General features: G+C 68.8%; 13 protein-coding genes. 5 read left to right on the top strand and 8 right to left on the bottom strand.

Features of this window, described 5'->3' with window-relative positions:
* Nucleotides 1-9: 9 nt before the first annotated feature.
* On the bottom strand, nucleotides 10-1779 hold the full coding sequence (gene arc, locus BLV31_RS13585; RefSeq protein WP_024101038.1) for a proteasome ATPase: 1770 nt from the start codon (nucleotides 1777-1779) through the stop codon (nucleotides 10-12).
* A gap of 187 nt (nucleotides 1780-1966) precedes the next feature.
* On the opposite strand from arc, the gene BLV31_RS13590 reads away from it, so the two are divergent.
* Entirely contained in the window at nucleotides 1967-2446 is a 480-nt protein-coding gene (locus BLV31_RS13590; protein WP_006552169.1) for an MTB12 C-terminal domain-containing protein, read from the top strand.
* A gap of 21 nt (nucleotides 2447-2467) precedes the next feature.
* On the opposite strand, the gene BLV31_RS13595 is transcribed toward BLV31_RS13590, so the two are convergent.
* The gene (locus BLV31_RS13595; RefSeq protein WP_019289521.1) at nucleotides 2468-3319 is read right to left on the bottom strand and encodes a tRNA (adenine-N1)-methyltransferase; all 852 of its coding nucleotides are present in this window, start codon (nucleotides 3317-3319) and stop codon (nucleotides 2468-2470) included.
* Between the two features lie 89 nt (nucleotides 3320-3408).
* On the opposite strand from BLV31_RS13595, the gene BLV31_RS13600 reads away from it, so the two are divergent.
* Both BLV31_RS13600 and BLV31_RS13605 read left to right on the top strand, forming a co-directional pair.
* A complete protein-coding gene (locus tag BLV31_RS13600) occupies nucleotides 3409-4284 on the top strand; it encodes a RecB family exonuclease (protein WP_072740512.1) in 876 nt (291 codons plus the stop codon).
* Nucleotides 4281-5120, top strand: coding sequence for a thioesterase family protein (locus BLV31_RS13605; protein ID WP_033098345.1), 840 nt, complete (start codon nucleotides 4281-4283; stop codon nucleotides 5118-5120). The genes BLV31_RS13600 and BLV31_RS13605 overlap by 4 nt, the downstream gene beginning before the upstream one ends.
* A gap of 41 nt (nucleotides 5121-5161) precedes the next feature.
* On the opposite strand, the gene hisG is transcribed toward BLV31_RS13605, so the two are convergent.
* The 6 genes from hisG to metH form a co-directional block, all read right to left on the bottom strand.
* Nucleotides 5162-6025, bottom strand: a complete 864-nt coding sequence (hisG, locus tag BLV31_RS13610; protein ID WP_006552165.1) for an ATP phosphoribosyltransferase — start codon at nucleotides 6023-6025, stop codon at nucleotides 5162-5164.
* A gap of 93 nt (nucleotides 6026-6118) precedes the next feature.
* Nucleotides 6119-6400 carry a phosphoribosyl-ATP diphosphatase gene (locus BLV31_RS13615; RefSeq protein WP_170318512.1) on the bottom strand — a complete coding sequence of 94 codons (282 nt, stop codon included), beginning with the start codon at nucleotides 6398-6400 and terminating at the stop codon, nucleotides 6119-6121.
* 40 nt (nucleotides 6401-6440) lie between these two features.
* Complete coding sequence (locus BLV31_RS13620) at nucleotides 6441-7328, bottom strand: pseudouridine synthase (RefSeq protein ID WP_019289518.1); 888 nt, start codon at nucleotides 7326-7328, stop codon at nucleotides 6441-6443.
* A 4-nt stretch (nucleotides 7329-7332) separates the two neighbouring features.
* A complete protein-coding gene (gene trhO, locus BLV31_RS13625; RefSeq protein ID WP_019289517.1) occupies nucleotides 7333-8193 on the bottom strand; it encodes an oxygen-dependent tRNA uridine(34) hydroxylase TrhO in 861 nt (286 codons plus the stop codon).
* Nucleotide 8194: 1 nt separating this feature from the next.
* Complete coding sequence (locus BLV31_RS13630) at nucleotides 8195-8902, bottom strand: HAD family hydrolase (protein ID WP_064062047.1); 708 nt, start codon at nucleotides 8900-8902, stop codon at nucleotides 8195-8197.
* Nucleotides 8895-12464, bottom strand: a complete 3570-nt coding sequence (gene metH, locus BLV31_RS13635) for a methionine synthase (protein WP_024101032.1) — start codon at nucleotides 12462-12464, stop codon at nucleotides 8895-8897. The genes BLV31_RS13630 and metH overlap by 8 nt, the downstream gene beginning before the upstream one ends.
* A gap of 51 nt (nucleotides 12465-12515) precedes the next feature.
* Between metH and BLV31_RS13640 the strand changes: the two genes are divergently transcribed.
* Complete coding sequence (locus tag BLV31_RS13640; RefSeq protein ID WP_064062048.1) at nucleotides 12516-13415, top strand: PAC2 family protein; 900 nt, start codon at nucleotides 12516-12518, stop codon at nucleotides 13413-13415.
* The gene (locus BLV31_RS13645) at nucleotides 13412-14557 is read left to right on the top strand and encodes an MFS transporter (protein ID WP_006552159.1); all 1146 of its coding nucleotides are present in this window, start codon (nucleotides 13412-13414) and stop codon (nucleotides 14555-14557) included. Before BLV31_RS13640 ends, BLV31_RS13645 begins: the two co-directional genes overlap by 4 nt.
* Nucleotides 14558-14628: the final 71 nt, after the last annotated feature.

The following is a 14628-nucleotide window of genomic DNA, read 5'->3' on the forward strand; positions in this document are numbered from 1 at the left end:
GGTCGATTCCTACAGGTACTGGCCGGTGTTCGACTCGGTGTCGATCGCGCGGCTCGCGCTGGCGTTCTTGCCGGTGACCAGGGTGCGGATGTACACGATCCGCTCGCCCTTCTTCCCCGAGATCCGGGCCCAGTCGTCCGGATTCGTGGTGTTGGGCAGGTCCTCGTTCTCGGCGAACTCGTCGACGATCGAATCGAGCAGGTGCTGCACCCGCAGACCGGGCGCCCCGGTCTCGAGCACCGACTTGATCGCATACTTCTTCGCCCGGTCGACGATGTTCTGGATCATCGCGCCGGAGTTGAAGTCCTTGAAGTACAGGACCTCCTTGTCGCCGTTGGCGTAGGTGACCTCGAGGAAACGGTTGTCCTCGGACTCGGCGTACATCCGCTCGACGACCCGCTCGATCATCGCCCGCACGCACGCGACCCGATCGCCGCCGAACTCGGCGAGATCGTCGGCGTGCACCGGCAGGCTCTCGGTCAGGTACTTCGAGAAGATGTCCTGCGCGGCCTCCGCGTCCGGACGCTCGATCTTGATCTTCACGTCGAGGCGGCCGGGCCGCAGGATCGCCGGGTCGATCATGTCCTCACGGTTCGACGCGCCGATGACGATGACGTTCTCGAGCCCTTCGACACCGTCGATCTCGGCGAGCAGCTGCGGCACCACCGTGGTCTCCACATCGGAGGACACACCGGAACCGCGGGTGCGGAAGATCGAATCCATCTCGTCGAAGAACACGATCACCGGGGTGCCCTCGGACGCCTTCTCCCGGGCCCGCTGGAAGATCAACCGGATGTGCCGTTCGGTCTCACCGACGAACTTGTTCAGCAGCTCCGGGCCCTTGATGTTCAGGAAGAACGACTTCGCTTCCTTCGAATCGTCCCCGCGGGCCTCGGCGATCTTCTTCGCCAGCGAGTTCGCCACCGCCTTCGCGATCAGGGTCTTACCGCAACCGGGCGGGCCGTACAGCAGCACACCCTTCGGCGGGCGCAGCGAGTACTCGCGGAACAGGTCCTTGTGCAGGAAGGGCAGCTCCACCGCGTCGCGAATCTGCTCGATCTGCCGGCCCAGACCGCCGATGTCGCTGTAGCCGACGTCCGGGACCTCCTCGAGCACGAGATCCTCGACCTCGGCCTTGGGGATCCGTTCGAAGGCGTAGCCGGCCTTGCTGTCGACCAGCAACGAATCACCGGGGCGCAGCGTGAACGAGTTCTCGTCGTCGACGAGCAGATCGGTCTTGTCGTCGGCGGCGGCCGCGGCGAGCGGGGCGGCCAGCCACACGATGCGTTCCTCGTCGGCGTGCCCGACCACCAGCGCGCGGGTGCCGTCGTCGAGCACCTCCCGCAGGGTGGTGATCTCGCCGACGCGTTCGAAACCACCGACCTCCACGACGGTCAACGCCTCGTTCAGCCGCACCGTCTGACCGGGTCGGAAGGTGTCGAGTTCGAGATTCGGGGACACCGCGACCCGCATCTTGCGGCCCGAGGTGAACACGTCGACGGTCTGATCGTCGAACGTCTCGAGCAGCACCCCGTAGCCGCTCGGCGGCTGGGCCAGCCGGTCGACCTCCTCGCGCAGCGTGATCAGCTGCTGGCGCGCATCCTTGAGGGTCTCGAGCAGTTTGCCGTTGCGGACCGTGAGGGACTCGAGCCGGGCTTCGAGGTCGCGTACCTGATCGGACGGTTCGCCGAGCCGACGACGCAAGGTCGCCACCTCTGCGCGCAACTCTTCGATTTCGCGTGCCGCCGCAACCGCATCCGGCTTCTCTGACGAGCTCATAGCGACTCCCTCCACTGTCGGTCATTCCACGCTACCGGGACATCGCCCCACATGGGGGAGGACACGAAACAGTCGTGTTCCGAACATGTGTCGCGCGTGGGGCGCGCCATGGCGCCGCACCTCCGGCACGCTGTTAGGCTCCCCTAAATATCGTGCGTCGACCGTTTCTCTCGAAAGGTACTCCTCCGTGACCCCACGTCCAGTTCGCACACTCTGCGCCGCCACCGCGATCGCCGCGCTCACCGCCCTGACCGGCTGCAGCTCCGACGACGCCGGCGACGACACCGCTGCCACGACCAGCGCAACGACGACCACCAGCACCACCGTGACCGCCGCGGTCACCGTCGAGCAACTGCAGGAACAGATCGACGTGTTCTTCGACCCGGCCGCCACCACCGAGGACCGTGCCGCGGTCGTGGAGAACGGCGCCGCGCGCACCGCCGTGCTCGATCAGTTCACCGGTGTGCTCGCCGGTTACCCGCTCACCGGCACCGTCGGCGAGATCACCACGGTCGACGCCGACACCGTCACCGCGACCACCGAGGTCGCCGGCCCGCACGGCGGCGCCCCGATGCCGCTGACCTTCGAGCAGATCGACGGCACCTGGGTCATCGCCGACGAGAGCGCCTGCTCGATCCTGGCCGCGGGCACGCTCAGCTGCGAATAACCCCTGTGGGTCGGCGTCGGCTCAGCCCTTGCTGGGCCGGCGCTGCGGCTTCGGGGTCTCCACCCCGTCCTGCAGGCGCCGGGCACTGACCAGGAACGCCGTGTGCCCCTGCATCCGATGCTCCGGCCGCACCGCCAGCCCCACCACGTGCCAGCCGCGCACCATCGACTCCCACGAACGCGGCTCGGTCCAGCAGGTCTGCTCCCGCATCGCCTCGACCACCCGCGACAGCTGCGTCGTCGTCGCCACATAGACGATGAGCACCCCGCCGGGCACCAGCGCCTTCTTCACCGTCTCGAGCACATCCCAGGGGGCGAGCATGTCCAGCACCACCCGGTCGACGCGGCCGTACTTCTCGACGTCGTAGTCCGCCAGATCCCCGAGCACCGTCGTCCAGTTCGCCGGGCGCTGCCCGAAGAAGGTGTCGACATTGCGCTCGGCGTATTCGAGATGGTCCTCGCGCACCTCGTAGGAGATCACCCGGCCGCTCTCGCCGACGGCGCGCAGCAGCGAACACGTCAGCGCGCCGGAACCGGCGCCGGCCTCGAGCACCGTCGCGCCGGGAAAGATGTCGCCCTCCTGCACGATCTGCGCGGCGTCCTTCGGGTAGATCACCTGCGCACCGCGCGGCATCGACATCACATAGTCGACGAGCAGCGGACGCAACGCCAGATAGGGGGTGCCGTTGGTGGAGGTGACCACCACACCCTCGTCGGTGCCGATCAGATCGTCGTGCAGGATCCCGCCGCGATGGGTGTGGAACTCCTTGCCCGGTTCGAGCACCACGGTGTACTTGCGGCCCTTGGCGTCGGTCAACTGCACCCGGTCCCCCACCTGGAAGGGTCCGCTGCGCCCGAGTCCGCCTACTGCCATCGCCGTGTCCACCTTCGTTCCAGCCCCGCACCCGGGATCGGGCACGCGGGTCCGGCACCGTGTCGGACCCGCGTCCTAGCCTGCCAGGTGTGACCACAGCTGCGCCCACACCCCCCACCGACACGACGCGGCCGGTCGCCCTGTCCCCCTCCCGGGCCGCCGACTTCACCCGCTGCCCGCTGCTCTACCGCTTCAAGGCGGTCGACCGGCTCACCGCACCCCCGACCCGCGCCCAGGCACGCGGCACCGTCGTGCACGCCGCCCTCGAAGCGTTGTTCGGCCTCGACGGACCGGCCCGCACCGCCACCGCCGCGCAGACCCTGCTGCCCGACGCCCTGGCCCGGGTCCTCGCCGCCACCCCCGATCTGGGCGTGGACACCGACGACGCGGGGTTCCTCGCCGAGGCCGCCGCGCTGCTGGACACCTACTTCACCGTCGAGGACCCCACCGCGGTCACCGCCGACGGCTGCGAACTGCGGGTGGAGACCACCCTCGACGGCGACGTCCCGCTGCGCGGCATCATCGACCGCCTCGATGTCGACGCCACCGGTGCGGTGCATGTCGTCGACTACAAGACCGGCCGCGCCCCGTCCCCGCGCGGCGAGCGGGCGGCGCTGTTCCAGCTGAAGTTCTACGCGCTGATCGTGTGGCGGCAACGCGGCATCGTCCCGGCCTCGCTGCGGCTGCTGTATCTCGGCGACGGTCAGGTGCTGCACTACCGGCCCGACACCGAGGAACTGCGTCGCTTCGAACGGATCGTGCGGGCGATGTGGGCGACGATCCGGCAGTTGCGCGCCAGCGGCGACTTCCGCCCCAATCCCGGTCCCGGCTGCCGGTGGTGCGATCATCGGGCATTGTGCCCGGCGTTCGGCGGTACCCCACCGCCGTATCCCGCCGACGGCGTTGCGACGCAATCGACACCGGGCGCGCCCCACCGCATCGAGCAGCAGGAGAATCCCGGGTGAGCGACGCCGCCTACTACGTGCCGGTCCCCCGGCCGACCACCCCCACCGGCCCGGTCGACGACGTCGAGATCGCGGTGTTCCGCCCCACCGAACACACCGTCAGCACCTGGGGACCGCACCTGCAGCACGGCGCCCCACCCTCGGCGCTGCTCGCCCGCGCCATCGACCGGCACCGGCCCCGCCCCGACACCCGCCTGAGCCGGCTCACCGTCGAACTGCTCGGCCCCGTCCCCCTCACCGACCTCGAGGTGCGCACCCACATCGAACGACCCGGTCGCCGCATCGAACTGGTCGTCGCCGAATTGTGGGCCACCGCCCCCGACGGCACCGACCGCCCGGTGGCGCGCGGCACCGGCTGGCGCCTCGAAACCATCGACCTGCCGCAGGTCGCGCGGACCTCCGAAACCCCGCTGCCCGCCCCCGACCACTTCGAAGCCACCGCCCCGCACGTCTTCTGGAAGGGCGGCTACATCGACACCGTCGAATGGCGCATCATCGTCCCCTTCGGCGCTCCCGGCCTGTCGTCGGCGTGGGTGCGCAGCGAGATCGCCCTCGTGGAAGGCGAAACCCCCAGCGGGCTCGACCGGTTGATGAGCGTCGCCGACGTCGCCAACGGTGTCGGATCCAAACTCGACCCCCGCGAGTACACCTTCCTCAACACCGAACTGACCGTGCACCTGTTCCGCGCCCCCGAGTTCCGCGAACAGGACTGGGTGGGGATCGCCGCGGAGATGTCCGTCGGACCCGACGGGGTCGGCATGACCGCCGGTCTGCTCTACGACGAGACGGGCGCGCTCGGCCGCATCGCCCAGAACGTGCAGGTGCGGTCCCGCTGATCAGCGGGACCGCACCGGAAGATGTCGGGATCGGTGCGCGTCTATTCGGGGGCGCGCATCGCCCGGCACGAGCGGATGTTCGACGCGAGGATCGCGCGGGCACCGATCTCGGCGAGCCGGTCCATCACCGCGTTGTGGCCCTTGCGCGGCACCATCGCCCGCACCGCCACCGAATTCTCGTTCGCCAACGGCGAGATCGTCGGCGACTCGAGACCGGGCGTGACCTGCACGGCCTGCTCGAGCAGGTGCTTCGGGCAGTCGTAATCGATCATCACGTACTGCTGCGCGAAGACCACACCCTCGAGACGGGCGATCAACTGGTTGCGGGCCCGATCCGAGCGATCCGAATCCTCCCGCTCGATCAGCACACCCTCCGAATCGCACAACGACTCGCCGAAGGCGACGAGATCGTGCTGCCGCAACGTCCGGCCCGAGCCGACCACATCGGCGATCGCGTCGGCGACCCCGAGCTGGATGGAGATCTCCACCGCACCGTCGAGCCGGATCACCTCGGCCTCGATGCCGCGGGCGGCGAGATCACGACGCACCAGATTCGCGTACGAGGTGGCGATGCGCAGACCCTGCAGATCCTCGACCGACCAGTCGCGGCCCTTCGGCGCGGCGTACCGGAAACGCGAGGACCCGAAGCCCAGCGACAACCGCTCGGTGACCGGAGCCCCCGAATCCATCGCCAGGTCGCGGCCGGTGATCCCCAGATCCAGCTCGCCGGAACCGACGTAGATCGCGATGTCCTTCGGCCGCAGGAAGAAGAACTCGACGTCGTTGACCGGGTCGATGACCGTCAGATCCCGCGAGTCGGTGCGTCGACGGTAGCCGGCCTCCTGCAGGATCTCGGCGGCGGACTCGGACAGCGAACCTTTGTTGGGGACTGCGACGCGCAGCATGACGGATTGGGTCCTTTCGAACGACGAGCAGAAGCGAGGAAGGGATCTACAGGGGGCACGGACGGCGGCACCGGCACAGCGGGCCACCGGCCGTCACAGATGCTTGTAGACGTCCTCGAGCTTCAGACCCCGCCCCACCATCAGCACCTGCACCCAGTACAGCAGCTGCGAAATCTCCTCGGACAGTTCCTCGTCGGACTGGTACTCGGCGGCGATCCACACCTCACCGGCCTCTTCGAGTACCTTCTTGCCCTGGAAATGCACGCCGGCGTCCAGGGCGGCGACGGTGCCGGAGCCCTCGGGGCGGGTCGCGGCGCGTTCGGACAGCTCGGCGAACAGGGAATCGAAGGTCTTCACAGGGGTCGATTGTTTCATGCCCCGCCACCGGCCCCACAGCCAGGACACCAACCCTCGCTCAGAACTCGAGTTCCCGCCCGCTGACGAACCGCCGCTCCACCCCGCTGATCGGATCGGTGAACTCCAGCGACCGCGCCAGCAACCGCAGCGGATCGGTGAAATCGTCCGCGTCGCGCCGCCGGAACCACGGATAGAAGTTGTCCCCCACGATCGGCACCCCCAACGACGCCAGATGCAGCCGCAGCTGGTGGGTGCGACCGGTGCGCGGGAACAACCGGTAACGGGCCAGCTCCCCACGCCGCTCGACCAGCTCGATGCGCGTCTCCGAATTCGGTTCGTCGGCGAACTGCTCGGCCGTCGGCTCCCCGTGCCGCTTGACGATCCGCGTGCGCACCACCTGCGGGAACGACAGGTCGGACCGATAACCGGCGACCGCCTCGTACACCTTGCGCACCCGCTGACGCTCGAACAGCTCCTGATAGGGCCGCCGCCATGCCGGATCCGTCGTGCACAGCAGCACCCCGGCGGTCATCCGGTCGAGCCGGTGCACCGGCACCAGATGCGGCAACTCCAGCTCGCGCCGCAACCGCACCACCACCGACTCGCGGATGTGCGCTCCGCGCGGGATCGTCGCCAGGAAATGCGGCTTGTCCACCACCACGAGACCGTCCTCCCGATGCAACACGCGCACCGGGAACGGCACCGGCACCTCCGGCGGCGGATCGCGGTAGAAGTACACGAACCGCGTCGGCTGATACGGCGTGCACGCATCGACGCGGCGGCCGTGCTCGTCGACCAACTCCCCCGCCCCCATGTGCGCCGCCCAGTCCTCCTCGGGGTGGCCGGCCTGCAGGAACTCGACGATCGTGGCCGCGTCGACATCGGCGGGCATCCGGATGCGGTCGGGGCCGAGCCCGTCGCGCACCGGCAGCGGTGCAGCACGCACCGGTCTACGCCTCCACGAGGTCCGGGACGCAGCCCTCGCACACCAGAGTCAACTCCCGGCCGTGGAGATCCGGATGATTCCGGTACCGCGAGGTCGGCGTCCCGCACAGGGTGCAGCGGCCGATCACCGGCGCCTCGGCGCTGAACTCGACGTTCATCCGCCCGTCGAAGACGTACAGCGAACCCTCCCACAGGCCCTCGTCTCCGAAGGTCTCGCCGTAGCGGACGATGCCACCGTCGAGCTGGTAGACCTCTTCGAACCCGCGATTGCGCATCAACGCCGACAGCACCTCACAGCGCACCCCACCGGTGCAGTAGGTGACCACCGGGCGGTTCTTGAGATGGTCGTAGCGTCCGCTGTCGAGCTCGGCGACGAAATCGCGGGTCGTGGCGACATCCGGCACGATCGCATCCCGGAACCGGCCGATCTGCGCCTCGAAGCGGTTGCGGCCGTCGAAGAACACCACCTCGTCGCCGCGCTCGGCGACCAGCTCGTGCACGCCGTGCGGCGACAGATGGGTGCCGCCGTCGACGATGCCGTTCTCGTCGACCTTCACCTCGTCGGGCACCCCGAACGTCACGATCTCCGGACGTACCTTCACCGACAGCCGCGGAAAGTCGTCGCCGGTGCCGTCGGACCACTTGATATCGGTGTCCTTGAAGGCCGCATAACCGCGCAAGCCACGCACGTACTTCTTCACGTCGGCGATGTCACCGCCGACGGTGCCGTTGATGCCGTGCTCCGAGATGAGAATCCGCCCGGTCAACCCCAGCGACGACGCGAGGGTGTGCTGCCACAACCGGATCGCCTCCGGGTCGGGCAACGGGGTGAACTTGTAGAACAGCACGATCTTCGGGACCGCCACCTCAGGGCACCCCCGCACCGTGCAGCTCGTGCAGATCCTCGGCGCTCAACCCCTCGAGCGTGGACCGGAACACCCGCCGCTCCGAGCCGGGCACATCCACCAGTGACGGCACCACCAGCACCGTGCACCCGGCCGCATCCGCCGCGGCCGCCCCGGTCGGAGAATCCTCCACCGCCAGACACTGCGCCGGATCCAGACCGAGCAACTCCGCAGCCCGACGGTAGGGCGTCGGATCGGGTTTGCCGGCCGGCACCTCGTCGCCACACACCGAATGATCGAAATGCTCACGGCCCAGGGTCGCGAGGGCCACCTCACACAACGCCCGCTCGGTGTTGGTCACCAGCACCGACCCCAGTCCCGCCTCGCGGACGGTGCGCAGCGCGGCCTGCGCGCCGGGCCGCCACGTGAGCCCGTCGGCGAACAACCGGCCCATGTAGTCGGTCAGCCACGCCGCCGCAGCCGCCGCCTCGTCCGGGGTCGGTTCCAGACCCAACCCGGCGAAGGTGCGCAGCACCGCCAGATCCATCGGCCCCCCGATCGTGGAGATGCGGGTCTCGTCGCTCATCGGCCCACCGAGATGCAACGACAACTCGTGCATCCCGATGTCCCACAAGCGTTCCGATTCGAGCAGGGTGCCGTCCATGTCCCACAGCACCGCCCGCAGCGCACCGGTCTGCACCGCGAGCGGCGCCTCCACCCGATCAGACATTGAAATACTTCGCCTCCGGGTGGTGCAGCACGAACGCATCGGTGGACTGTTCGGGATGCAACTGCAGCTCCTCCGACAGCTCCACCCCGATCCGCTCGGGTTCGAGCAGCTCGACCAGTTTGATGCGGTCCTCGAGATTCGGGCACGCGCCGTAACCGAACGCGAACCGGGCACCGCGGTAGGCAAGCTTGAAGTACTCCGCGACCTCCTCCGGATCCTCGTCCGCGGCCGTGCCGCCCTCGGCGAACGCCAGCTCCTGCCGCACCCGCCGATGCCAGTACTCGGCCAGCGCCTCGGTCAGCTGCACACCGATGCCGTGCACCTCGAGATAGTCGCGGTACGAATTCGACGCGAACAACTCGTTCGCGAAGTCCGCGATCGGCTGCCCCATCGTCACCAACTGGAACGGCCACACATCCACCTGGCCCGACGCGAGCGCATCCTCCCGCGACCGCACGAAATCGGCGATGCACAGGAACCGCGAACGCTGCTGCCGCGGGAAGGTGAACCGGTAACGCTCGGGAGCATCCGGGCGCGGCTCGGTCAGCACCACCACGTCGTCACCCTCGGACACCGCCGGGAAGTAGCCGTACACCACCGCCGCGTGCTGCAGGATGCCCTCGGTCGCCAACCGGTCCAGCCAGTACCGCAACCGCGGCCGGCCCTCGGTCTCCACGAGCTCCTCGTAGCTCGGGCCGTCGCCACCGCGCTGCCCGCGCAGGCCCCACTGCCCCAGGAACAGCGCACGCTCGTCGACCAGCGCCGCATAGTCGGCCAGCGGGATGCCCTTGATCACCCGGGTGCCCCAGAACGGCGGCGTCGGCACCGGCAGATCCTTCGCGACGTCACTGCGCTCGGGGATCTCCGCCGGCGTTTCCGCGGCCTTGCGCTTCTCCGCGATCCGCTTGCTGCGCTCGTGCCGCTCCTTGCGCTCGGCGGCCTTGCGGGCGGCCTCGATCGCCTCCGGACTGTCCGGCGCCGGACCCTCACCGCGCTTCTCGGCCATGACCCGGTCCATCAGCGACAGACCCTCGAACGCATCGCGCGCGTAGGACACCTTGCCCTCGTAGACCTCCGCCAGATCGTTCTCGACGTAACTGCGGGTCAGCGCCGCACCACCGAGCAACACCGGGAACTGCTCCGCGACCCCGCGGGAGTTGAGCTCCTCGAGGTTCTCCTTCATCACCACCGTCGACTTCACCAGCAGACCCGACATGCCGATCACATCGGCGCGCTTGTCCACCGCCGCGTCGAGGATCGTCGCGATCGGCTGCTTGATGCCGAGGTTGACCACCTCGTAGCCGTTGTTCGACAGGATGATGTCCACGAGGTTCTTGCCGATGTCGTGCACATCGCCCTTGACCGTCGCCAGCACGATCCGGCCCTTGCCCTCGTCGCCCGTCGACTCCATGTGCGGCTCGAGGAACGCCACCGCGGTCTTCATCACTTCGGCGGACTGCAGCACGAACGGCAACTGCATCTGACCCGACCCGAACAGCTCACCGACAGTCTTCATGCCCGACAGCAGCGTGTCGTTGATGATCGCCAGCGGCGGGGTGGTCCTCATCGCCTCGGTCAGATCGTCCTCGAGACCGTTGCGCTCGCCGTCGACGATGCGCCGCTCGAGCCGCTCGAACAGCGGCAACGCCGCCAGCTCCTGCGCCCGCGACTCGCGTGCCGACGCCGCCGACACCCCCTCGAACAGCTCCATCAGCTTCTGCAGCGGGTCGTAACCTTCGCTGCGCCGGTCGTACACCAGATCCAGCGCGACCTGCCGCTGTTCCTCCGGGATCCGCGCCATCGGCAGAATCTTCGACGCGTGCACGATCGCCGTATCCAGACCCGCCGCGGTGCACTCGTTCAGGAACACCGAGTTCAACACCTGCCGCGCCGCCGGATTCAGACCGAACGACACATTCGAGATGCCCAGCGTGAAGTGCACCTCCGGATGCGCCTCGTGGAGGCGGCGGATCGCCTCGATCGTCTCGATCGCATCGCGCCGCACCTCCTCCTGACCCGTCGAGATCGGGAAGGTCAACGCATCGACGATGATGTCCTGCGGCGACAACCCCCACCGACCGGTCAGATCCGCGATCAACCGCTCGGCGATGCGCACCTTGTGCTCGGCGGTGCGGGCCTGGCCCTCCTCGTCGATCGTCAACGCGACCACCGCCGCGCCGTGCTCGACGACGTGCTCCATGATCCGCTCGAACCGCGAACCCGGACCGTCGCCGTCCTCGTAGTTCACCGAGTTCACCGCACACCGACCACCGAGATGCTCGAGACCCGCCTTGATCACGTCCGGCTCCGTCGAGTCGATCATGATCGGCAACGTCGACGACGTCGCGAACCGCGACGCCAGCTCCGCCATGTCCGCCGCCCCGTCACGCCCGACATAGTCGACGTTCAGATCAAGCATGTGCGCACCGTCGCGGATCTGATCCTTCGCGATGTCCAGGCACTTCTGCCAATCCGCGGCGAGCATCGCCTCACGGAACGCCTTCGACCCGTTCGTGTTGGTCCGCTCACCGATCATCAGGATCGACGCGTCCTGCTCGAACGGCACCGAGGTATACAGCGACGACACACCCGGCTCCGGCTGCGCGGCGCGCGGCGCCGGCTGCACCCCCCGCACCGCCGCCGCAACCTGCCGGATGTGCTCGGGGGTGGTGCCGCAGCAGCCACCGACGAAGGTCAACCCGTACTCGGAGACGAAACCGGCCAGGGCCTCGGCGAGCTCCTCCGGCTGCAGCGGGTACTCGGCGCCGTTCGCGCCCAGCACCGGCAGACCCGCATTCGGCATCACCGACACCGGGATCGTCGCGTGCTGCGACAGATACCGCAGGTGCTCGCTCATCTCCGCCGGACCGGTCGCGCAGTTCAACCCGATCAGGTCGATGCCGAGCGGCTCGAGGGCGGTCAGCGCGGCACCGATCTCGGAACCGAGCAGCATCGTGCCGGTGGTCTCCACTGTCACGTGGGTAACGATCGGGATCCGGCGACCGGCCTGCTCCATCGCCCGCTTGCTACCGATGATCGCGGCCTTCGCCTGCAACAGGTCCTGACAGGTCTCCACCAGGATCGCGTCGGCACCACCGTCGAGCATGCCCAGCGCCGCCTCACCGTAGGCGTCGCGCAGCGCAGCGAACGGCGCGTGGCCGAGGGTGGGCAGCTTCGTACCCGGACCCATCGACCCGATCACCATCCGGGCCATGCCGTCGGCGCCGGGACCCATCTCGTCGGCGACCTCGCGGGCGAGGCGGGTACCGAGCTCGGACAGCTCACGGATGCGGTCGGCGATGTCGTAGTCGGCGAGGTTGGGCAGGTTGCAGCCGAAGGTGTTCGTCGAGACGACATCGGCGCCGGCCTCGAAGTACGCCCGGTGGATCCCCCGGATCACATCGGGACGAGATTCATTGAGGATCTCGTTGCACCCCTCCAAACCGCGGAAGTCGTCGAGCGACAGATCCGCGGCCTGCAACATGGTGCCCATCGCCCCGTCTCCGATGACAACGCGCTGGCTCAGCGCATCGAGCAGGACAGAATGAAGTGGGGTGGACATGCCCTTCAGACTAGTGGGCGCCCGGATCGGGCCGGGTCGTAGGCTGGACGAGTGAGTACACCCGAGTTTCCCGAGACCCCGGACCAGGACGTCCCCGTCCTGCGCGATCCGGTGCTCGTCGCCGCCTTCGAAGGGTGGAACGACGCCGGCGACGCCGCCAGCGGCGCCGTCGAACACCTCGAGTTGATCTGGGACGCCGAGCCGTTCGCGGAGCTGGACTCCGAGGAGTACTACGACTACCAGGTCAACCGGCCGCAGGTGCGGCTCGTCGACGGGGTCACCCGCGAGATCGACTGGCCCACCACCCGGCTGTCGCTGTGCTCCCCGCCCGGCAGCGACCGCGACATCGTCCTCCTGCACGGCATCGAGCCGAGCATGCGCTGGCGCAGCTTCTGCGACGCCATCATCGAACTCGTCGACGAGTTCGAGGTCCACACCGTCGTCCTGCTCGGCGCACTGCTCGCCGACACCCCGCACACCCGCCCGGTCCCGGTGACCGGCACCGCCTACAGCTCCGAGGCCGCCGAACGCTTCAAGCTGCAGACCTCCCGCTACGAAGGACCCACCGGGATCACCGGCGTGCTGCAGGACGCCTTCGTCCGCGCGGGCATCCCCGCGGTGTCGTTCTGGGCGGCGATCCCCCACTATGTGTCCAACCCGCCGAACCCCAAGGCCACCGTGGCGCTGCTGCGCCGCGTCGAGGACGTCCTCGACCTCGAGGTGCCCCTTGGCGAACTCCCCCTCCTCGCCGAGGAGTGGGAACAGACCGTCACCGCCATGATCGAGGACGACGAGGAGATCGCCGAGTACGTGCGCACCCTCGAGGAGCGCGGCGACGCCGAGGCCGAGGAGGACATCTCCGAGGTCATCGCCAAGATCGACGGCGACGCCCTCGCCGCCGAGTTCGAACGCTATCTGCGGCGACGGGGCCCCGGCGGCTTCAACAAGTGAGGGATCTGCGCGAACCGCTGCAGCGCACGGCGCTGTACGCGGGCGGCTTCCTCGGTCCCTTCGGCGGCAGTGTCGTCGTGTCGATGCTGCCGGAGATCGGCGCCGACACCGGTGTGTCCACCGGCACAGCCGCGACGACGGTCACCGCCTATCTCGGTGTGTTCGCCGCCGCGATGCTGTTCTCCGGCACGCTCGGCGCACGGTGGGGACGCGTCCGCACCGTGCGCACCGCCTATCTCGTCTACGCGGCGGTCTCGATCGCCGCGGCGCTGGCGCCGACCTTCTCGGTGCTCATCGGCACCCGCATGCTGCAGGGCGCGGCCAACGCGTTCACCACTCCGCTGCTGCTCGCGGCGCTGGCCGTTATCACCCCGAAGGACAGGCTCGGCCGCGCTCTCGGATTGTTCGGGGCGATGCAGGCCGCCGGCCAAACCGTCGCCCCACTGATCGGCGGTCTCGCCGCCGAGGTGAGCTGGAGATGGGCGTTCGTCGTGCTTGCCGGCGCCGCGCTGCTCCTGGCGCTCGCCGGCCTGCCCGAATCGGTGCGCGACGACCCGTCCGGTACCACTCGGGTCCGACTGCGCGACGCGCTGACCCCGCGCGTCCTGCGTATCGGGCTGGTCGCATTGCTCGGTTGGGGTGCGCTCGGCGGACTCGGATTCCTCCTCGCCTTCCGGGTCGAGGACGACTTCGGGTTGTCCCCGTCCGAACGCGGCGTGGTACTCACCGTGTTCGGACTCGCCGGCATCCTCAGTTCCCGGCCGGTCGGGATGCTCATCGACCGCGTCGGTGCCCGCGCGATCGTGCTCATCGGCGCGGTGAGCGGCGCAGCGCTGGTCGTGGTCGTCGGTACCGTCCCGTGGCTCGTCGTGCTCGGCGTCGCGTGGTTCCTGGCAGGTATCGCTTCGCAGTTCATCCTCGTCGGGGTCAACGCCGCGGTGCTCGGTGGGCCGGGCGGCAACCGCGGTGGCGCGGTGTCCGTCGTGCAGGCCTTCCGCTTCGGCGGTGCGGCCTTCTCCCCTCTCCTGCTGACGCCGGTGTACGGCGCCGACCCGGTCCTCGCGTTCCTGCTGCCTGCCGCGCTGCTCGGTGTGCTCGTTCCCCTGGCCATGACTCGACGCCCTGAGGCATCGAGCCGCTGACACCGACGTTCTCCTGGCAAGTTTGGTGGTTGGTAGCTGGTGCCCCGCTGTGCGGTGAGTAGGTCCTGAAG

It is taken from the genome of Rhodococcus pyridinivorans (genome assembly GCF_900105195.1).
Lineage (GTDB): Bacteria > Actinomycetota > Actinomycetes > Mycobacteriales > Mycobacteriaceae > Rhodococcus > Rhodococcus pyridinivorans.

Bases quoted from the DNA above. Each gene is read 5' to 3' on its own strand.
- arc (WP_024101038.1), bottom strand. From the start codon at position 1,779: ATGAGCTCGTCAGAGAAGCCGGATGCGGTTGCGGCGGCACGCGAAATC.
- BLV31_RS13595 (WP_019289521.1), bottom strand. From the start codon at position 3,319: ATGGCAGTAGGCGGACTCGGGCGCAGCGGACCCTTCCAGGTGGGGGAC.
- hisG (WP_006552165.1), bottom strand. From the start codon at position 6,025: ATGCTGCGCGTCGCAGTCCCCAACAAAGGTTCGCTGTCCGAGTCCGCC.
- BLV31_RS13615 (WP_170318512.1), bottom strand. From the start codon at position 6,400: ATGAAACAATCGACCCCTGTGAAGACCTTCGATTCCCTGTTCGCCGAG.
- BLV31_RS13630 (WP_064062047.1), bottom strand. From the start codon at position 8,902: ATGTCTGATCGGGTGGAGGCGCCGCTCGCGGTGCAGACCGGTGCGCTG.
- metH (WP_024101032.1), bottom strand. From the start codon at position 12,464: ATGTCCACCCCACTTCATTCTGTCCTGCTCGATGCGCTGAGCCAGCGC.